The organism is Pseudomonas sp. MF6751 (genome assembly GCF_016613265.1).
GTDB classification, from domain to species: Bacteria; Pseudomonadota; Gammaproteobacteria; order Pseudomonadales; family Pseudomonadaceae; genus Aquipseudomonas; species Aquipseudomonas fluorescens_BV.
Genome location: NZ_JAENSV010000059.1, coordinates 1 through 20,097, shown reverse-complemented (window position 1 = coordinate 20,097; position 20,097 = coordinate 1). Strand labels below are relative to the sequence as shown.

Annotated in this window: 15 protein-coding genes and 4 tRNA genes; 2 read left to right on the top strand and 17 right to left on the bottom strand. The window is 59.8% G+C overall.

The genetic code is table 11. The features are described from left to right. Window positions 1-129: 129 nt before the first annotated feature. From JJD66_RS25870 to leuC, 6 genes are all read right to left on the bottom strand, one after another. Window positions 130-1,140: an aspartate-semialdehyde dehydrogenase gene (locus JJD66_RS25870; RefSeq protein ID WP_054922592.1), complete on the bottom strand. Its 1,011-nt coding sequence runs from the start codon at window positions 1,138-1,140 to the stop codon at window positions 130-132. Between the two features lie 237 nt (window positions 1,141-1,377). After that, a complete protein-coding gene (asd, locus tag JJD66_RS25865) occupies window positions 1,378-2,490 on the bottom strand; it encodes an aspartate-semialdehyde dehydrogenase (protein WP_003192554.1) in 1,113 nt (370 codons plus the stop codon). A 64-nt stretch (window positions 2,491-2,554) separates the two neighbouring features. Then, complete coding sequence (gene leuB / locus JJD66_RS25860; RefSeq protein ID WP_003192555.1) at window positions 2,555-3,637, bottom strand: 3-isopropylmalate dehydrogenase; 1,083 nt, start codon at window positions 3,635-3,637, stop codon at window positions 2,555-2,557. 53 nt (window positions 3,638-3,690) lie between these two features. Continuing rightward, on the bottom strand, window positions 3,691-4,455 hold the full coding sequence (locus JJD66_RS25855) for a class I SAM-dependent methyltransferase (protein WP_200649350.1): 765 nt from the start codon (window positions 4,453-4,455) through the stop codon (window positions 3,691-3,693). A gap of 144 nt (window positions 4,456-4,599) precedes the next feature. Then, window positions 4,600-5,244: a 3-isopropylmalate dehydratase small subunit gene (gene leuD, locus JJD66_RS25850; RefSeq protein WP_014719160.1), complete on the bottom strand. Its 645-nt coding sequence runs from the start codon at window positions 5,242-5,244 to the stop codon at window positions 4,600-4,602. Between the two features lie 10 nt (window positions 5,245-5,254). After that, entirely contained in the window at window positions 5,255-6,673 is a 1,419-nt protein-coding gene (gene leuC / locus JJD66_RS25845) for a 3-isopropylmalate dehydratase large subunit (RefSeq protein ID WP_198716809.1), read from the bottom strand. 140 nt (window positions 6,674-6,813) lie between these two features. Here leuC and JJD66_RS25840 point away from each other — a divergent pair, with 140 nt between their 5' ends. Further along, window positions 6,814-7,704 (top strand): LysR family transcriptional regulator, encoded by an 891-nt coding sequence (locus tag JJD66_RS25840; protein WP_200649349.1) that lies wholly within the window; start codon window positions 6,814-6,816, stop codon window positions 7,702-7,704. Window positions 7,705-7,770: 66 nt separating this feature from the next. Beyond that, a complete protein-coding gene (locus JJD66_RS25835) occupies window positions 7,771-11,049 on the top strand; it encodes a PAS domain S-box protein (protein WP_200649348.1) in 3,279 nt (1,092 codons plus the stop codon). An 86-nt stretch (window positions 11,050-11,135) separates the two neighbouring features. On the opposite strand, the gene JJD66_RS25830 is transcribed toward JJD66_RS25835, so the two are convergent. From JJD66_RS25830 to gltX, 11 genes are all read right to left on the bottom strand, one after another. Beyond that, window positions 11,136-12,068, bottom strand: a complete 933-nt coding sequence (locus JJD66_RS25830; protein WP_200649347.1) for a hypothetical protein — start codon at window positions 12,066-12,068, stop codon at window positions 11,136-11,138. Window positions 12,069-12,155: 87 nt separating this feature from the next. Beyond that, entirely contained in the window at window positions 12,156-14,012 is a 1,857-nt protein-coding gene (locus JJD66_RS25825; RefSeq protein WP_200649346.1) for a hypothetical protein, read from the bottom strand. A gap of 613 nt (window positions 14,013-14,625) precedes the next feature. Continuing rightward, on the bottom strand, window positions 14,626-15,591 hold the full coding sequence (locus tag JJD66_RS25820; protein WP_105227368.1) for a tRNA dihydrouridine synthase: 966 nt from the start codon (window positions 15,589-15,591) through the stop codon (window positions 14,626-14,628). Between the two features lie 55 nt (window positions 15,592-15,646). After that, window positions 15,647-16,081, bottom strand: coding sequence for an acyl-CoA thioesterase (locus JJD66_RS25815; protein ID WP_200649345.1), 435 nt, complete (start codon window positions 16,079-16,081; stop codon window positions 15,647-15,649). A gap of 38 nt (window positions 16,082-16,119) precedes the next feature. Beyond that, a complete protein-coding gene (locus tag JJD66_RS25810; RefSeq protein ID WP_054898573.1) occupies window positions 16,120-16,953 on the bottom strand; it encodes an alpha/beta hydrolase in 834 nt (277 codons plus the stop codon). Between the two features lie 15 nt (window positions 16,954-16,968). Further along, the gene (locus JJD66_RS25805; protein WP_054898574.1) at window positions 16,969-17,508 is read right to left on the bottom strand and encodes a TetR/AcrR family transcriptional regulator; all 540 of its coding nucleotides are present in this window, start codon (window positions 17,506-17,508) and stop codon (window positions 16,969-16,971) included. A 183-nt stretch (window positions 17,509-17,691) separates the two neighbouring features. Further along, window positions 17,692-17,767, bottom strand: a tRNA-Glu gene (locus JJD66_RS25800). An 81-nt stretch (window positions 17,768-17,848) separates the two neighbouring features. Next, a tRNA-Ala gene (locus tag JJD66_RS25795) sits at window positions 17,849-17,924 on the bottom strand. 50 nt (window positions 17,925-17,974) lie between these two features. Further along, window positions 17,975-18,050 (bottom strand) — tRNA-Glu (locus JJD66_RS25790). Window positions 18,051-18,129: 79 nt separating this feature from the next. Beyond that, a tRNA-Ala gene (locus tag JJD66_RS25785) sits at window positions 18,130-18,205 on the bottom strand. A gap of 147 nt (window positions 18,206-18,352) precedes the next feature. Beyond that, complete coding sequence (gltX, locus tag JJD66_RS25780; RefSeq protein ID WP_105227369.1) at window positions 18,353-19,834, bottom strand: glutamate--tRNA ligase; 1,482 nt, start codon at window positions 19,832-19,834, stop codon at window positions 18,353-18,355. Window positions 19,835-20,097 lie beyond the last annotated feature (263 nt).

The window sequence follows — 20,097 nt, the reverse complement described above, 5'->3', positions numbered from 1 at the left end:
TGCGAGAAGGTTGGTAACCGCTGCCATAAGGCATGGCGAGCCGATAGGTCACCGACGCGCTTGTGTTTCACTTGGGACCAAGCATAGCGCCTGGCTAGAATCAATCTACAAATTGCCGCCAAGTATCTTTTACACAAGGTCTTTTATCAACAACTGCGCCAGTTCCACGGCGTTCAGGGCCGAGCCTTTGCGTACGTTATCTGACGTCAGCCACAGATTTAGTTCCGCCGGGTCGTCGATACCTGCGCGAACTCGCCCGACGTACACCACGTCCTGGCCGACGGCATCGCCTACGGCTGTGGGGTAATCGCCCTCCTCGACCAGCTCGATTCCCGGCGCAGCGTCGAGGGCGCGGTTCACCGCGGCCAGGTCGACCGGCGCGGCCAGTTGCAGCGACACAGTCAGGCTATCGCCGAAAAACACCGGGGCTTGAACGCAGGTGGCGGAAATCTTTAGTAAAGGTGTTTCCAGCACCGCACGCAGTTCGTGTACGAGGCGCTTCTCCAGGGCGGTATGACCTTGGACGTCTGGCGTGCCGACTTGCGCCAGCAGGTTGAACGCCACTTGCCGATCGAAGAACGCTGGCTCCAAGGGACGCACGTTCAGCAGTTCGGCAGTCTGGCGCGCCAACTCGCTGACGGCCTCGCGACCCTGGGCAGAGATGGCCAGGTTGGCGGTGACGCTCACGCGCTGGATGTCCACTACATTGCGCAACGGTGCCAGCACCACCGCGAGGTAGGTGGCACAAGGGCTCGGGCTGCCGAGCTGGAAAGGCTTTTTCAACGCGCCCAGCACATGGGCGTTGGCCTGCGGCACCACTTGCGGCGCCTGCTCGGCGGGCAATGCGCCAGACAAGTCGATCACCGCGCAGCCAGCGGCGGTGGCACGCGGGGCGAAGCTCAGGGTCACCGCTGGGCCTGCAGCGAAGAACGCCAACTGCACCTTGCTGAAATCAAACGTGTCGACCTCTTTGACCCGCACGTTCTTGCCCCGAAACGGCACCGAAGCCCCCGCCGAGTTGCTGCCCGCCAGCAGGTACAAGGTGCCCACCGGGAACTCCAGCTCTTCGAGAATCTGCACCAGGGTTTCGCCAACGGTACCGGTAGCGCCGATCACGGCGATTTCAAAGGTCTGGGTCATGGGATTGCCTCGGGCATTACGGGGGAGCGGCACTTTACCGGGTGGTGGCAGACGAGGCAATTAGCCTGCTTTTTGCGGTGTTGTTGATGGCCTCATCGCAGGCAAGCCAGCTCCCACATTTTGACCTGTGAATACATTCAAGTGTGGGAGCTGGCTTGCCTGCGATAAGGGCTTCAAAGGCAACAAAAAACCCGCGCCTGTCACCAGAACGCGGGTTTCTGTTATTGCCTCAAGCGATCAACGCTCCAGCAAAATCCGCAACATGCGACGCAACGGCTCAGCCGCGCCCCACAGCAGTTGGTCGCCGACGGTGAACGCGCCGAGGAACTGGCTGCCCATGTTCAGCTTGCGCAGGCGGCCCACCGGCACATTCAGGGTGCCGGTGACCTTGGTCGGGCTCAGCTCCTGCATGCTGATATCGCGGTTGTTCGGCACCAGCTTGACCCAAGGGTTGTGCTGGCTGATCAGCCCTTCGATATCGGCGATCGGCACATCTTTGTTCAACTTGATGGTCAGCGCCTGGCTGTGGCAACGCATGGCGCCAATGCGCACGCAGATGCCATCCACCGGGATCGGGTTCTTGAAACGCCCCAGGATCTTGTTGGTTTCGGCCTGGGCCTTCCACTCTTCGCGACTCTGACCGTTAGGCAGTTCCTTGTCGATCCACGGGATCAGGCTACCGGCCAATGGCACGCCGAAGTTCTCGGTCGGGTAAGCATCGCTGCGCATGGCCTCGGCCACACGGCGGTCGATATCGAGGATGGCGCTGGCCGGGTCAGCCAGTTGATCGGCGACAGCGGCGTGGGTCGCGCCCATCTGCTTGATCAGTTCACGCATGTTCTGCGCGCCGGCACCGGAGGCCGCCTGATAAGTCATCGCGCTCATCCACTCCACCAGGCCCGCTTCGAACAGGCCGCCCAGGCCCATCAGCATCAGGCTGACGGTGCAGTTGCCGCCCACGTAGTTCTTGGTGCCGGCGTCCAGTTGCTGGTCGATGACCTTGCGGTTGACCGGGTCGAGGATGATCACCGCGTCGTCCTGCATGCGCAGGCTCGAAGCGGCGTCGATCCAGTAACCCTGCCAGCCGGCTTCGCGCAGCTTGGGGAAGACTTCGCTGGTGTAGTCGCCACCCTGGCAGGTCAGGATCACGTCAAGGCTCTTCAACTCTTCAATGCTGTAGGCGTCCTTGAGCGGGGCAATATCCTTGCCAACGGACGGCCCTTGGCCACCTACGTTCGAAGTGGTGAAAAACACCGGCTCAATAAGATCGAAATCCTGCTCTTCCAGCATCCGCTGCATGAGCACGGAACCGACCATACCGCGCCAACCGATCAGACCTACACGTTTCATCGCAACTACACCTTGTTAAAAAGTGGGCCGCCTTGCAGCAACAACTGCAAGCGGGCCCGAGAGATTACAGATTCCGCAGCGCGGCGACTACTGCATCGCCCATTTCTTGCGTCCCGACCTTGGTGCAACCCTGGGACCAGATATCGCCGGTGCGCAAGCCCTGATCCAGCACCAGGCTGACGGCCTTCTCGATTGCGTCCGCCGCATCGCCCAGGTTGAAGCTGTAGCGCAGCATCATCGACACCGACAAAATCGTCGCCAGCGGGTTGGCAATGCCCTGCCCCGCAATGTCTGGCGCCGAACCGTGGCACGGCTCGTACATACCTTTGTTGTTGGTGTCCAGGGACGCCGACGGCAGCATGCCGATGGAACCGGTGAGCATCGACGCCTGGTCGGACAGGATGTCGCCGAACAGGTTGTCGGTGACAATCACGTCGAACTGCTTGGGTGCGCGCACCAGTTGCATGGCGGCGTTGTCGACGTACATGTGGCTCAGTTCGACGTCCGGATAATCCTTGGCGACTTCTTCGACGATTTCACGCCACAGTTGGCTGGAAGCCAGCACATTGGCCTTGTCCACCGAGCAGACTTTTTTGCCGCGCACGCGCGCCATGTCGAAACCGACACGGGCGATACGGCGGATTTCGCTCTCGCTGTATGGCAGCGTGTCATAGGCCTGACGCTCACCATTTTCCAACTCGCGCACGCCCCGTGGCGAGCCGAAGTAAATACCGCCGGTCAGCTCACGCACGATGAGGATATCCAGGCCCGCTACCACTTCCGGCTTGAGGCTCGACGCGTCAGCCAGTTGCGGGTAGAGGATGGCCGGGCGCAGGTTACCGAACAGGCCCAGTTGCGCACGAATTTTCAGCAAGCCGCGCTCAGGGCGGATGTCACGCTCGATCTTGTCCCATTTCGGCCCACCCACGGCGCCGAGCAGTACCGCATCGGCAGCCCGGGCGCGGTCGAGGGTCTCGTCGGCCAGGGGCACGCCGTGCTTGTCGATGGCAGCGCCGCCGATCACGTCGTGGCTCAGCTCGAAGCCCAGGCTGTACTTGCTGTTGGCAAGCTCAAGGACCTTGACCGCTTCGGCCATGATTTCCGGCCCAATACCGTCGCCAGGGAGAATCAGAATCTGCTTGCTCATGCGTTCCTCATTTCATCAAGCGACCCGCCCGTGGGCAGGTCGGGAAAAATCAATCAGCGTTCGGCGAAGACCACCAGCACATCGGTGCTGAAGGTGCCGTCGGCTTGAACTTCGTAATAATCGCGCACTTCCTGGCCCATCGCCTGTTGCAGCGCAAGGATTGCTGCACGCAGTACCTCTGGCGTACGCATGCGCTCAACCCACGAGGTGTATTCCAGGCGCAAGCGCTGGCGACTGCTGTTGCGCACGTGCAGGCCGGCCTCACTCAACTGGCGCATCCACTCGGCGCTGGAATAGTCACGTACATGGCTGGTGTCGCGCAGCACTTCGACGGTTTGCAGGTAAGTGTCCAACAGCGGGCTGCCCGGTGACAAGACATCCACAAATGCCGCCACGCCACCCGGCTTGAGCACCCGGCGCACTTCACGCAGGGCCAGGCCGAGGTCGCTCCAGTGATGGGCCGAATAACGGCTGAACACGAAGTCAAATTCGCCATCGGCGAACGGCAGGCGCTCGGCGGCGCCGTGCACGGTGCGGATGTTGGCCAGGTTGCGGTCTCTGGCGGCGGCGGCCACCACGTCGAGCATAGGCTGGGACAAGTCGTAGGCCACCACTTCTTTGACCAGAGGCGCTACATGGAAGCTGACATGACCGGCACCGCAGCCCAGGTCCAGCAGGCGTGCAGCGCCCTGCCCGGACAGTTCGGTCTGTAGCAGTGCGAATTCGGTGCCCTGGGCGTGTACGGCGCTGCTCAGGTAGGCCGAGGCTTGCTCGCCGAATTGTTTTTGCACGACTTGGGTATGGGCGGTGGTGGTCATGGTGGCTTTCCTTGGGGTTTGTGGTGGTTGCACTGGCGCTATCGCAGGCAAGCCAGCTCCCACCGTTGACCGAGGTGCTCAGGCGAACCTCGATCCCTGTGGGAGCGGGCTTGCCCGCGATGGGGCCCGCACGGTTACCGCAAATCAGGCATCGCGAAACAGCCAGGGCTGGCTCGCCCGGTGCCTGGTTTCAAACGCGGCAATCGCATCGCCGTCCTGCAAGGTCAGGCCAATGTCGTCCAGGCCGTTGATCAGGCAGTGCTTACGGAAGGCATCCACTTCAAAGTGGTACACCTTGCCATCCGGGCGGGTCACGGTTTGCGCGGCCAGGTCCACCGTCAGCTGGTAGCCGACATTGGCCTCCACTTGCTGGAACAACTCGTCCACTTCAGCATCGCTCAAGATGATCGGCAACAGGCCGTTCTTGAAGCTGTTGTTGAAGAAGATATCGGCATAGCTCGGCGCAATGATGCTGCGAAAGCCGTACTCTTCCAGGGCCCACGGAGCGTGCTCGCGGCTGGAGCCGCAGCCGAAGTTTTCCCGGGCCAGCAACACGCTGGCGCCTTGGTAACGCTCGGCGTTGAGCACAAAGTCCTTGTTCAGTGGGCGCTTGGAGTTGTCCTGATAGGCGTAGCCCACGTCCAGGTAGCGCCACTCATCGAACAGGTTGGGGCCGAAACCGGTGCGCTTGATCGACTTCAAGAATTGCTTTGGGATGATCTGGTCGGTGTCCACATTGGCACGGTCCAACGGCGCTACAAGGCCTGTGTGTTGGGTAAAAGCTCTCATCGGGTTTTCCTCAGATCAATTCGCGAACGTCGATGAAACGACCGTTGACGGCAGCAGCGGCGGCCATGGCCGGGCTCACCAGGTGAGTACGCCCACCGGCCCCCTGACGCCCTTCGAAGTTACGGTTGGAGGTCGAGGCGCAATGCTCGCCCGACTCCAGGCGGTCCGGGTTCATCGCCAGGCACATCGAGCAGCCCGGCTCACGCCATTCAAAACCGGCTTCGAGGAAGATCCTGTCCAGCCCTTCGGCTTCCGCCTGGGCTTTAACCAGCCCGGAACCTGGCACCACAATGGCTTGCTTGATGGTCGAGGCCACCTTGCGGCCTTTGGCGATCACCGCCGCGGCGCGCAGGTCTTCGATCCGCGAGTTGGTGCAGGAACCGATAAACACACGGTCCAACTGGATGTCGGTGATCGCCTGATTGGCGGTCAACCCCATGTATTTCAAGGCGCGCTCGATGGAGCCACGCTTGACCAGGTCGGCCTCTTTGGCCGGGTCCGGCACGTTCTGGTCGACGGCCAGGACCATTTCGGGCGAAGTGCCCCAGCTGACTTGCGGCTTGATCTGCGCAGCGTCGAGTTCGACCACGGTGTCGAACACCGCATCAGCGTCGGAGACCAGGTCTTTCCACGCTTCGACGGCGGCATCCCAATCGGCGCCTTGCGGCGCGAACGGGCGGCCCTTGACGTATTCGACGGTTTTTTCGTCCGCCGCCACCATGCCCACGCGGGCACCGGCTTCGATGGACATGTTGCAGATGGTCATGCGGCCTTCAATGGACAGGTCGCGGATAGCACTGCCGGCGAACTCGATGGCATGGCCGTTACCGCCCGCGGTGCCGATCTTGCCGATCACAGCCAGTACGATGTCCTTGGCGGTCACGCCAAACGGCAATTGGCCTTCGACGCGTACCAGCATGTTCTTCATTTTCTTGGCCACCAGGCACTGGGTGGCAAACACGTGCTCCACCTCGGAAGTACCGATGCCGTGGGCCAGAGCGCCGAACGCACCATGGGTGGAGGTATGAGAGTCACCGCAGACCACGGTCATGCCCGGCAAGGTGGCGCCCTGCTCCGGGCCGATGACGTGGACGATGCCTTGGCGCACGTCGTTCATCTTGAATTCGGTGATGCCGTATTCGTCGCAATAATCGTCGAGGGTCTGCACCTGCAACCGCGAAACCTGGTCGGCAATGGCTTCGATGCCGCCCTTGCGCTCAGGAGTGGTCGGCACGTTGTGGTCCGGCGTGGCGATGATGGAGTCGACGCGCCAAGGCTTGCGCCCGGCCAGTCGCAGGCCTTCGAACGCTTGGGGCGAGGTCACTTCATGGATGATGTGACGGTCGATGTAGATCAGCGACGATCCATCATCGCGACGTTTCACTTCATGGGAATCCCAAAGCTTGTCGTAAAGCGTTTTGCCGGCCATCAGTCGGTCCTCATCAGCGGTGCTTCTATACGCCGGGCTTTTCAATAACCCTTTGGCTTGTGAGGCTGATGGTATGGCGCTACATTAAATAACTCAAATTCATATTTTTTATGCTTTGGATTACCAACTGGAATAGCACCATGGACCTGGCCAACCTCAACGCCTTTATCGCCATCGCCGAGACCGGCAGCTTCTCCGGCGCCGGCGAACGCCTGCACCTGACCCAGCCGGCCATCAGCAAGCGCATCGCCGGTTTGGAACAGCAATTGAAGGTACGGCTGTTCGACCGCCTGGGCCGCGAAGTCGGCTTGACCGAGGCCGGGCGGGCATTGCTGCCCCGCGCCTATCAAATCCTCAACGTGCTGGACGACACCCGCCGGGCCCTGACTAACCTCAACGGCGAAGTCAGCGGGCGCCTCACTCTGGCCACTAGCCACCATATCGGCCTGCACCGCCTGCCACCGATCCTGCGCACCTTCACCCGGCAATATCCGAATGTGGCGCTGGATATTCAGTTTCTGGATTCAGAAGTGGCCTACGAAGAAATCCTCCATGGCCGTGCGGAAGTCGCGGTAATCACCCTGGCGCCTGAGCCCCACAACCTGGTACGTGCAACCCGGGTGTGGGACGACCCGCTGGATTTTGTGGTGGCGCCGGAACACAGCCTGATCAGCAACGGTTCCGTCAGCCTGGCCGATATCGCCGGGCATCCGGCCGTGTTTCCCGGTGGCAACACCTTTACCCACCATATTGTCAGCCGTCTGTTCGAGGCCCAGGGCCTGACGCCCAATATCGCGATGAGCACTAACTACCTGGAAACCATCAAGATGATGGTCTCCATCGGCCTGGCATGGAGCGTGTTGCCGCGCACCATGCTCGACGATCAGGTGGCAAGTATCGCTTTGCCGGGCATACAGCTCAGTCGCCAGCTAGGCTATATCGTGCACACCGAAAGGACGCTGTCGAACGCTGCGCGGGCTTTCATGAGCCTGTTGGATGCACAGGTCGATCTGCCAGGGTTACCGGCATGACACCGTGCGGGCCAGGGGTTTAGGTCAAACCGCGCGGTTTTCTCAATGAGCCAAGGCCCTTTGATAATGCGCAACCCCCTTGACCCGATTCCACCCCTGCCCCGCATCTACGCCCTGGACCCTCAAGCGGCGGAACAAAGCTGGGACAGTGCCCCGCAACTGCTGACGGCCCTCAATGCCGCGCGGCTGGGTGCCTGGTGCTGGGAAATCGACACAGGAAGAATCAGTTGGTCACGGGGCACCCAGGCGTTATTCGGCTTTGACCCGCGCCAGCCTCTGCCCAAGGACCTCGACTATCTCGACCTGCTGGCTCCGCAAGACAGTGCGCGGGTGGTGCGCGGCTTTCATGCGGTGCTCGCCGGAGAGCCGTTCGACCGCGCCATGCACCACCGCATCCAATGGCCCGATGGCAGCGTGCACTGGCTGGAAATCAGCGGCAGCCTGGTTCCCGATAAAGCCGGACGGCGTCGCATGATCGGGGTCATCCGCGAGATCACCCACCAACGCGAGCGTGAACACGCCCTCAGCCATTCGGAAAAGCGCTTTGCCACCCTGTTCCACCTGTGCCCGAACATGGTGCTGCTGACGCGCCAGGCCGACGGCTTGATCAGCGAAGCCAACCAGTATTTCGAGATGCTGTTCGGCTGGCCGGTGGCCGATGCCATCGGCCGCACCACTCTGGAACTGGGCTTGTGGCGCCACCCGGAACAGCGGGCGCTGCTGGTCAAGGCCACGCAGCGCAAGGGTGAACCGATCACCATGGAAGTGCAGTTCTGCGCCAGCAACGGCCAGATTCATGACGGCACCCTCAGCGCACAAAAAGTGGAACTGGACGGCGAGGCGTACCTGATCAGCACCTTTCTGGACACCACCGAACGTAAAAACGCCGAGCAAGCACTCAAGGACAGCCAGGAGCGCCTGGACCTGGCCCTGGATTCCGCGCAACTGGGCACCTGGGATTGGCACATCCCCAGCGGCATGCTCTACGGCTCGGCGCGTGCCGCCCAGTTGCACGGGCTGGAACCCGCGCCGTTCCATGAATCCTTCGATGCGTTTTTTGAGGGCATGTCCGATGAGGACCGCGAGGGCATGCGCCATGCGTACCGCAGTTTGCGCGAAGGCCCGGACGGCAACTATCAGCTGACCTACCGCGTGCAAATGGAAGACGGCAGCCCGCGCTACCTGGAGAGCCGCGCACGCCTGTATCGCGATGAGTCAGGCAAGCCCCTGCGCATGGCGGGGACCTTGCTGGATATCACCGACCAGGTCGAGCGCGAGCAACGGCTGACCGCCTCGGAAGAAAAGTTCGCCAGCCTGTTCCAGGCCAGCCCCGACCCGATCTGCGTGACCTGCCTGGACAGCGGCGCCTTTATCGAGATCAACCCGGCGTTTACCCAGACGTTTGGCTGGACAGCCGCCGAAGTACTGGACAAAAGCGCCGAACAAATCGGCTTGTGGGACGACTCCAGCAAGCGCCTGCAGCGCATCGAGCAGGTGATACGCGAACAGGCCCTGAGCAATGTGGCCATCGTGGTGCATCACAAGGACGGCCAAAGCCTGACCTGCATGATTTCCAGCCGCTTGATCAAGGTCAGTGACCAGCCGTGCATCGTCACCACGCTGCGCGATATTACCCAACAGCAACGCTCGGAGGCCGCACTCAAGGCCAGTGAAGAGAAGTTCGCCAAGGCGTTCCATTCCAGCCCCGATGCGATATCCATCACCGAACGCGACACCGGCCGTTATGTGGAGGTCAACGACGGTTTTTGCCGCCTGACCGGTTACCGCACCGAAGAGGCCATCGGCCTGACGCTGTACCAGATCGGCATCTGGGCCGATGAAAACCAGCGCGCCGCACTGTTGGCCGAGTTGCACATCAAGGGGCGCATTCACCACCTGGAAATGCTCTGGCGCAACAAGCGTGGCGAGGTGCTGGCGGTGGAGGTCTCGGTGGAGCCGATCACCTTGAATGAAACCCCCTGCCTGCTGCTGACAGCACGGGATGTAAGCCTGCTGAAGAATGCCCAGGCGCAGATCCGCCACCTGGCCTATCACGACCCGCTGACCAACCTGCCGAACCGAGCACTGCTGATGGACCGCCTGAGCCAGCAGATCGCCCTGCTCAAGCGCCACAACCTGCGCGGCGCTCTGCTGTTTCTGGACCTGGATCACTTCAAGCACATCAACGACTCCCTCGGCCACCCCGTTGGCGACACTGTGCTGAAAATCGTCACCGCGCGCCTGGAAGCCAGCGTGCGCACAGAGGACACCGTGGCGCGCCTGGGCGGCGACGAGTTTGTGGTATTGCTCAGCGGCCTGGAGGGCACCCGGCAGACGGTCAGCAGCCAGGTGCAAGCGCTGGCCGATACCCTGCGTGAATTACTCTCGGAACCCATGTTTCTCGACGGTCACCGGTTGCAGGTCACGCCCAGCATCGGCGTGGCGCTGATCCCCGACCATGGCACCACGCCCGCCGATCTGCTCAAGCGTGCCGACATCGCCCTGTACCGCGCCAAGGACTCCGGGCGCAACACCACGCAGATGTTCCATAACAGCATGCAAAAAACCGCCAGCGAGCGCCTGCGCATGGAAACCGACTTGCGCCTGGCCTTGTCACGCGGCGAGTTCAGCGTGCATTACCAGCCCCAGGTGGATGCGCGAGGCAACAGGATAGTCGGCGCCGAGGCTCTGGTGCGCTGGCAGCATCCACAATTGGGCGCGCAGTCGCCGGCGGAATTCATCAAGGTATTGGAGGACAGCGGCCTGATCCTGGAGGTCGGCACCTGGATTCTCGATGAAGCCTGCGGCGCTTTTGCCCAGTTGATTGCCGACGGCCTGGTGGACCCGCTCAATTTCAGCCTGTGCGTGAATATCAGCCCGCGGCAGTTTCGCCAGAACGACTTTGTGGAACGGGTGGAGCACAGCCTCAAGCAACACGGCCTGCCGTTCAGCCTGCTGAAACTGGAAATCACCGAAGGTATCGTGATCCAGAGCCTGGACGACACCGTGGTGAAGATGCGCCGCCTGAAAAAACTAGGCGTGAGCTTTGCAATGGATGACTTCGGTACCGGCTACTCATCCCTGACCTACCTCAAGCGCCTGCCGGTGGACGCGCTGAAGATCGATCAGTCGTTCGTGCGCGATGCGACCCACGACCCCAATGATGCAGAAATCATCCGCGCCATTGTGGCCATGGCGCGCAGCCTGAACCTGGAAGTCATCGCCGAGGGGGTGGAAACCCTGGAACAGCTGGCGTTCCTGCAAAAGCTGGGCTGCCATTTATTCCAGGGGTATTTACACAGCCGGCCATTGCCGATCGAGGGTTTCAGGCGGTTGCTGGAATAGGGCCGCGCCTGATCACACGAGGTTGCAAAAGGTGCAGCCAAGCGCCACTGCCGTCAATCGAACCGCCCGCCTGGCTGCCTGTTCAATTACATAAGCGCTACAGCATCGCCTTGGGTAGGGGCCGAGCCTCGGCGTCCCCACAACTCTTCACGACCATTGATAACCGCTACCGAGTGCTTATCCCGATTGCACATACCCACTTGCCCACCGGCTAGCGCACTGACGGGCACCCTTTTCATGTGTTTCCTCAACCCCAGGCGCAGGAACCCCTCCCCTGGCCCCCACTCATCCTCCCCATTGTTCAGGCTGCGAATGGCAGCATGAAAACTCCTGCTCGCCGTACCATCGTTGTTTTCCATTTGCGCACGCTTGGCGCTGACAGCAAAAAGAAACCGCGCATCCTTGAGCATCTCTTTATCGGGACCTATAAACCGCGAACCTTGTGCTGCTTGCACCAACTCCGAGTCAGTCAATCTCAGCTGAAAATCGTCGCGCATGACAACGTGATAACCGCCAGGCTCTTTTCTCACTGAGCGAAAAATGTCCGTAGGGCTTTGACCAAATCGGTACATGGCTGCCTTGATGGCCGATACGGTAACGCAGTTGCCATCTGGCCCTTGGCGAAAGCCACTCCAGATGTTGTCCGGCTTAGCCCCATTACGCTTTATCGAAAGACCCGGAATGTTTGCGGCGACCTCAGGCTTTGGTGGTAGCGGTTCAGGTATGACCCGAGGCGGAACCTCAGGCTGAACCCTGGGCGGAGGAGGAACGTCAGGAACTGTCGTATCTTTTTTATCGGACAACAGAGAAATCAGCTGTGAAAAAAAAGCCGCAAACAGCCCCGACAATGTTGTGACTAACTCCCTATTAGTACCAATGCTATTTTTAGCTGTCTCGACAGCCCCGTAATTAACTGGAGTGCACTGAAGAGTGTCATTAATGGGTTTTAACGTATCAACAGGTGCCACCTGACGGACATCTATCACGCGCGCAATATTATTAATCGAACAGCACGACACAAGTTTCTCCTTAAACAGTACTTCTCCGAGTGGTGTACCTCGGAGAAGCCCCCGTTTTATTCAAGCGTTCTTATTAGCCAGCGGGTTTCAAGATCTGGACGAAAGTCGAGCATTGAAGCGCCAGTTTTTGTCGAATTTATTCTCAGCAGGACCTGGGCTGGTCAAATCCGGAACAAACTTATCGGGCTGTGGCGCGGGTGTAGGTATCGGGTTGGTATCCGGATTCGGGCCTGGCTGCGGCATCGGGTTCGATTCCGGCTTCGGACCCGGCTGGGGCACGGGGTTCGATTCCGGCTTCGGACCCGGCTGGGGCACGGGGTTCGATTCCGGCTTCGGACCAGGCTGGGGCACGGGGTTCGATTCCGGCTTTGGACCGGGCTGTGGCACGGGGTTCGATTCCGGCTTCGGACCCGGCTGGGGCACGGGGTTCGATTCCGGCTTTGGGCCGGGCTGGGGCACGGGGTTCGATTCCGGCTTTGGACCGGGCTGTGGCACGGGGTTCGATTCCGGCTTCGGACCCGGCTGGGGCACGGGGTTCGATTCCGGCTTCGGACCCGGCTGGGGCACGGGGTTCGATTCCGGCTTCGGACCAGGCTGGGGCACGGGGTTCGATTCCGGCTTCGGACCCGGCTGTGGCACGGGGTTCGATTCCGGCTTCGGACCCGGCTGTGGCACGGGGTTCGATTCCGGCTTCGGACCGGGCTGTGGCACGGGGTTCGATTCCGGCTTCGGACCGGGCTGTGGCACGGGGTTCGATTCCGGCTTCGGACCTTGCCTGGGATTTAAGTCCGGGGTTGGCCCGTCCTTTGTATCAGGGCAGTGACAGTGAGCGACATTGATGTTCACATGCACATTTGCTTCAGCATCATTTGTGACATTCACTGAAGGCATCGGCACTGACGGCTTCACTGGATGATCGTTTCTACCCGGTTTCGGCGTCAATCCGCCGTGATCTATTAACACCCCCGGACCTTTTGCATCCGGCTTCACCGCTTGATCAGTTGTACCTGGCTTCACCGCCTGGTCTTTTGCATTCGGCTTCACCGCTTGATCAGTCGTACCTGGCTTCACCGGCTGGTCTTTTGCATCCGGCTTCACCGCTTGATCAGTCTTACCTGGCTTCACCGGCTGGTCTTTTGCATCCGGCTTCACCGTTTGATCAGTGGTACCTGGCTTCACTGGCTGGTCTTTTGCATTCGGCTTCACCGACTGATCAGTCGTACCTGGTTTCACCGGCTGGTCTTTTGCATCAGGCTTCACCGTTTGATCAGTGGTACCTGGCTTCACTGGCTGGTCTTTTGCATCAGGCTTCACCGCTTGATCAGTCGTACCTGGCTTCACCGCCTGGTCTTTTGCATTCGGCTTCACCGACTGATCAGTCGTACCTGGCTTCACCGCCTGGTCTTTTGCATTCGGCTTCACCGACTGATCAGTCGTACCTGGCTTCACCGCCTGGTCTTTTGCATTCGGCTTCACCGCTTGATCAGTTGTACCTGGCTTCACCGGCTGGTCTTTTGCATTCGGCTTCACCGACTGATCAGTCGTACCTGGTTTCACCGGCTGGTCTTTTGCATCAGGCTTCACCGCTTGATCAGTGGTACCTGGCTTCACCGGCTGGTCTTTTGCATTCGGCTTCACCGCTTGATCAGTTGTACCTGGCTTCACTGGCTGCTCTTTTGCCTCCAGATCAGGCGTAATACTTTTCCCCAAAAGCATCTCCCGCATGGATTTGAAGAACTGCTCGAGCATGTCAAATACTCTGGTGAGCGCCGTCGCACTCACCATGACCTCACTGTTTTCATTGCGTGCAGCTGCGGGGTTGAGGTTTAAATGGGTCGTCGGAGGTTTAGGTTGCATGTCGACTTTCAACGGGGTCGGCAACTGCCCACTCAGAGGTGATGTATCAACTTTGACAAAGGGCGAATTATTGACAGATAGAGACATTCATAAACTCCTTAATCGGCGCCACCTGACTCCGTTAAATGGCCAGGACGGCAACAGCCTTAGTGAACTGCAAGCAACAGCACTGCCTGACAGCTGCTAATTTGTGGGAGTTAACGCTGACCAGTTCCTAAAATCGCGCTTCATATAAAGAAACCAAACCAAATTTTCAGACTTTGCCTCGTGCTTTTTAAAGAACACCTCCGTTTGCCGCACCCGAACGTGTGCGTGACAGAAATACAGACTAACAACTCACCTGAAACGCAAATTTTCGATACAATTCAAAACGCCACGTAACCGCCCACTTTGATATTTCGCGCGAACATAAAAGACACAACCAGAACCACGCAACCGAAGACATATATTTATAAATAAACTTACACAGAGAAACTTTTGAATTTAAAAAACCTATAACGTGCCTGTTTATTACCGAGCAACATTCAAGCTATGTGAGAACAAACTGCGAGCGCTCTATAAAAGGCGTAAAGTTCAGCCATAGATAATCCCGACAAACAAAAAAATGCCCCATATCTCTCAATATGGGGCATTTTTTGAAACAGGACGCCGACTCAAACAATGTTGCACCCACCATCAACGGACATTGAAGCGTTACAACTCATAACGTTGCCGGTTGTGGGTGAGGCATGCCAAGCAAGCGGCTAACCTGTTCCAATGCGGTTTCACGACGCAGGGCCGTAAACAGCTCGACCGCCTCCGGGTAATTACGCGTCAACATCGCCAGCCATTGCTTCAAACGGCCCGGCGCCTGCTTTTCAGTCAACTGGGCTACCGATTGACGCCAGAACTCGTGGAGCATGGGTTGCATCTGCGCCCAGGTCATCTCCACTACTTCTTTGCCAGCACGCGCGGCGGCGATTTGCCGGGCCAGGTCGGGCCGCGCGACCAAGCCGCGCCCCAACATGATGTCTTCTACGCCGCTGATTTCCCGGCACCGCCTCCAATCTTCAACACTCCATATATCACCATTGGCAAACACTGGCACCTTCACCACGTCTTGCACACGCGGGATCCACTCCCAATGGGCCGGGGGCTTATACCCATCGGTTTTGGTACGCGCATGTACCACGATATGCGCCGCACCACCTTCTGCCAGGGCCGTTGCACACACCAACGCGCCATCCGGGCTGTCGAAGCCCAGGCGCATCTTGGCGGTCACCGGGATATGGGCAGGCACGGCACGGCGCACATGTTCGACGATCTGGTTGAGCAGCTCCGGCTCCTTGAGCAGCACCGCACCGCCGCGGGACTTGTTGACGGTCTTGGCTGGGCAGCCGAAGTTCAGGTCGATGACTTGCGAACCCAGCTCGCAGGCCAAGGCGGCGTTCTCCGCCAGGCAAACCGGGTCCGAGCCCAGCAATTGCACACGCAACGGCACGCCCGCAGCGGTGTGCGCACCGTGCAGCAGTTCCGGGGCGAGCTTGTGGAAATAGGCAGGTGTGAGCAGGCGGTCGTTGACCCGGATGAACTCGGTCACGCACCAGTCGATACCGCCCACGTGGGTCAACACGTCCCGCAGGATGTTGTCGACCAACCCCTCCATGGGCGCCAAAGCAATTTGCATGGAAAACACTCAACAAAAATCGTGGCGCAGTTTACTGGGTTTCCTGCGGCAACCGTTAACTCCCTGTCAGGGCGGGGCCGTAACCTTCAATAAATTCGGCGGGCATACGCTTGGGCTTGCCGCTGGACAACTCAATACATACGAAGGTTGTTTGCGCACGCAGCAGGGTCGCGCCGTCACGGGGGCGCACAAGCTGGAAACGACGGGTCATTTTCAGGCGTTGGTCCCAATCGACGATCCAGGTGGCCAGTTGTAACTCATCGCCCTCATAGCCTGCCGCCAGGTAGTCGATCTCATGGCGCACCACGGCCATGGCGCGGTCGAGGCGGCGGTATTCGGTGAGGTCCAGCCCCAGGCGCTGGGAATGGCGCCAGGCGCAACGCTCCAGCCATGAGACGTACACCGCATTATTGGCGTGCCCCAGGCCGTCGATGTCCTCAGCCGTAACCTGCAGATCGATGATGAACGGCGTTGCCAAATCCCAGCCCATGCCTTGCTCCAGTCGATTGATGTCGGCGGGGCAGTGTATCAGGCGCTTTGGCGCTCCTGTAGACGGCAGCCTGCCAATAGGGCGAGTACAGCGTCGATGACCTGCGGGTCGGCGAGCACTTTCTGGTGGCCACCCTGCTCCAGGCGCAGCAGGCGGCTGTCGAACCAGGCTTCGTGGATGGCTTGAGCCGCCCTGACCGGAACGAAGGTGTCGTCTTCGGCGTGCACGATCAGGCCGGGAATGTTCAGTTGGTAGTGGGCCACGTCCAGATGCTTGAGCGGCATGCCCATGCTCAACTCCACCTCTTGGATAAAGGCTGAGCGCGCCCGTGGCGGCAAGCCGACCATGCGGGTGAACCCGCGTAGCACATCCAGAAAGCGCGACGGTGCGGCAATGCTGACCAATGCCTGCGTACGCAACCCCAACTGCACCGCCAACATCGCACTGGCGCCGCCCATGGAATGGCCGACCACCGCATACAGCGGCGGCAGCTCGGCCGCCGCCTCAAGCATGGCGCGGGCAAACAGCAGTACATGAGCTTCACGCCCTGGCGAACGGCCGTGAGCGGGACCGTCCAGGGCTATCACCGAATAGCCGTTGTCGACCAACGCCGTGATCAAGCTGGCGAATTGAGTCGGGCGACCTTCCCAGCCATGCATCAGCAGCACCGCCGGGCCATGCCCCCATCGCAACGCCGACAGGCCGAAACGCAGGGTGATGCGCTCCGAATGGGCCAACAGCGGCAACTCCCAGTCACGCGGCGGCAGATCGCGCGGGGTCATGAAGGTGCGACGCATCTTGCTGGCGACAGCATGCGGCGCAAGGCGCCCCACCGTGCCATTGAAACCACGAACCCAGGTCAATGCGCCCATCTTGCATCCCCTTTTTCAGCGTACCGCCGACTTGGCCGCACGTATCACCCGATCTGATAACTCGCCGGGCCCGAGTGCCCGCGCCAGGGTCAGCCCTCCTACCATCAAGGCCATGTCCGCCAGGGCCTTGTCGATGTCTTCGGGGCTGCCGGCCAATTGCGCGGCCATCAACTCGACGTGCTCGTTCAAAACCTCGCGAAAAGCGTCCGGCAAGCGCCCCATCTCCCCCACCGTCGCGGGCAACGGGCAGGCCTGGGTCGTGGAGTCGCGGTGCTTGCGCGACAGATAAAACGCGGCGACCAACGTGCGGCGCTCTTCGCCGGTCAGTTGTTCGTCCAAGTCATCGATGGAGGCGCGACGCTGCGCCAGCAACTGGCTGAACGCTTCCAGCATCAGCGCGTCCTTGCTTTCAAAGTGCGCATAGAAGCCGCCGACCGTCAGCCCCGCCGCCCCCATCACTTCGCCCACACTGGGCTCAGCCGGGCCGCGCTGGATCAACGCCGCGCTGGCAGCCTGCAAAATACGTTCGCGGGTTTGCGCTTTTTTATCGCTCATCGAAGCCTCCGTCTTTCATGGGTTGAATATTATTACCATAATAATATTTGGCAAGCGATAAGCACGACCGCCGGTCAGAACAGAAAATGGGTGATAAAGGAGGGAATTGGCCAAACGCCAGACAAACAAAAGGGCCATTCAATAATTGAATGACCCTTAAAAATCCCGCAGAGCGGGTAATCGTGGCGTCCCCTAGGGGACTCGAACCCCTGTTACCGCCGTGAAAGGGCGGTGTCCTAGGCCACTAGACGAAGGGGACACAAACCTTCTATACAACAGATCAGCGCTGAGAACTGATCGATTCAAGTACGGTGTGGCCGGAACCTTGAACCTGTAAAATTGGTGGAGCTAAACGGGATCGAACCGTTGACCTCTTGCATGCCATGCAAGCGCTCTCCCAGCTGAGCTATAGCCCCGGATTTTTCGTCTCGCGACGCAGCAGACCTTTCGAGCTGCTTGTTGAAACTGGCGTCCCCTAGGGGACTCGAACCCCTGTTACCGCCGTGAAAGGGCGGTGTCCTAGGCCACTAGACGAAGGGGACAAAACCTTCTGTACATCTGATCAGAGCTGAGACCTGATCAATTCAAGGACGGTGTGGCCGGAACCTTGAACCTGTAAATTGGTGGAGCTAAACGGGATCGAACCGTTGACCTCTTGCATGCCATGCAAGCGCTCTCCCAGCTGAGCTATAGCCCCTCATCGGTGAGGACGGGGCGAATCTTAATGGTGGTTTGGAAACGTGTCAAATTTATTTTCAACAATTTCCAAAATTTTTTGCCGGGATAACAATCACTTACCGACGAAACCCCGGAAAACCGGGGTTTCGTGCCCTAAGCGGCCTACTTAGGCGATAGCGCCCAGCAGCTTTTCCCATTCCTTGTTTTCTTTCTTCGACACACCACCAAGCAAATCAAGGGCTTGGCGCAGACGGAAACGGGTCAGGTCCGGGCCGAGAATTTCCATCGCATCGAGCACAGACACCGAACTGGCCTGCCCGGTGATGGCGGCAAACATCAGCGGCATGGCATCGCGCAGTTTCAGCTCAAGGGATTCCACCACCGCCTGGATGGTCGCGGTAATCGCATCCTTCTCCCACTGACGCAGGCTTTCAAGCTTCCACAGGATCAACTGCATCAGCTGGCGAACCTGATCACCGGAAAGCTTCTTGGACTCGAACAGCTTGGGATCGGGATTCACCCCGCCAGCAAAGAAGAAACTGGCCAAGGGCGCGACCTGGCTGAACGTCTCTACCCTGCCCTGCACCAATGGCGCGATCTTCATCATGTACTCGGGGTTCAACGCCCACTGCTGCACACGGCTGGCGAACTCTTGCACCGGCAGGTCACGCAGCCACTGGCCGTTGAGCCACGACAGCTTCTCGACATCGAAGATCGGCCCGCCGAGGGAAACACGGGACAGGTCGAAGTTGTCGACCATTTCCTGCAGCGAGAACTTCTCGCGCTCGTCCGGCATCGACCAGCCCATGCGGCCCAGGTAGTTGAGCATCGCCTCAGGCATGAAGCCCATGCGCTCGTAGAAGGTCACCGACGTGGGGTTCTTGCGCTTGGACAGCTTGCTCTTGTCCGGGTTACGCAGCAGCGGCATGTAGCACAGCTGCGGTTGCTCCCAGCCGAAGTATTCGTAGAGCAGGATGAGCTTCGGTGCCGATGGCAGCCACTCTTCACCGCGCAGCACATGGGTGATGCCCATCAGGTGGTCATCGACCACGTTGGCCAGGAAGTACGTCGGCAAGCCGTCGGTCTTCATCAGCACCTGCATGTCCATGCGATCCCACGGGATCTCGACGTCACCGCGCAGCATGTCCGGCACCACGCACACGCCTTCGCTTGGCACCTTCATACGGATGACGTGAGGCTCACCGGCGGCCAGGCGCGCAGCCACTTCTTCCTTGGACAACAGCAACGCACGACCATCGTAACGCGGGGTCTCGCCACGGGCCTGCTGCTCGGCGCGCATCTGGTCCAGTTCTTCGGCGGTGCAGAAGCACGGGAAGGCATGGCCCATATCGACCAGTTGCTGGGTGTACTGCTTGTAGATGTCGCTGCGCTCGCTCTGGCGATACGGGCCGTGCGGGCCGCCGACGTCCGGGCCTTCAGCCCAGGTAATGCCCAACCAGCGCAAGGCATCGAAAATCTGCTGTTCCGACTCACGGGTGGAGCGCAGTTGATCGGTGTCTTCGATCCGCAGGATGAACTCACCGCCATGCTGCTTGGCAAAGCAGTAGTTGAACAGGGCGATGTAAGCAGTACCGACGTGGGGATCCCCAGTAGGCGATGGCGCAATGCGCGTGCGGACGGTGGTCATGGCAGGTCTCGAATGGGCGATAAAACTGAAAATTGAAACAAGGGGCGAATGGTAACAGCCTGGGGGATATCTGGAAAACCGAGGCGCGGCCATCGCAGGCAAGCCAGCTCCCACACTTGAATGTATTCACAGGTCAAAATGTGGGAGCTGGCTTGCCTGCGATGAGCATAGGTATCTACACAACTTCGGCACGACGCTAAATCTGTGGCGAGGGAGCTTGCTCCCGTGACGGCCTGGCAGCCGACACAGATATAACTGATGCC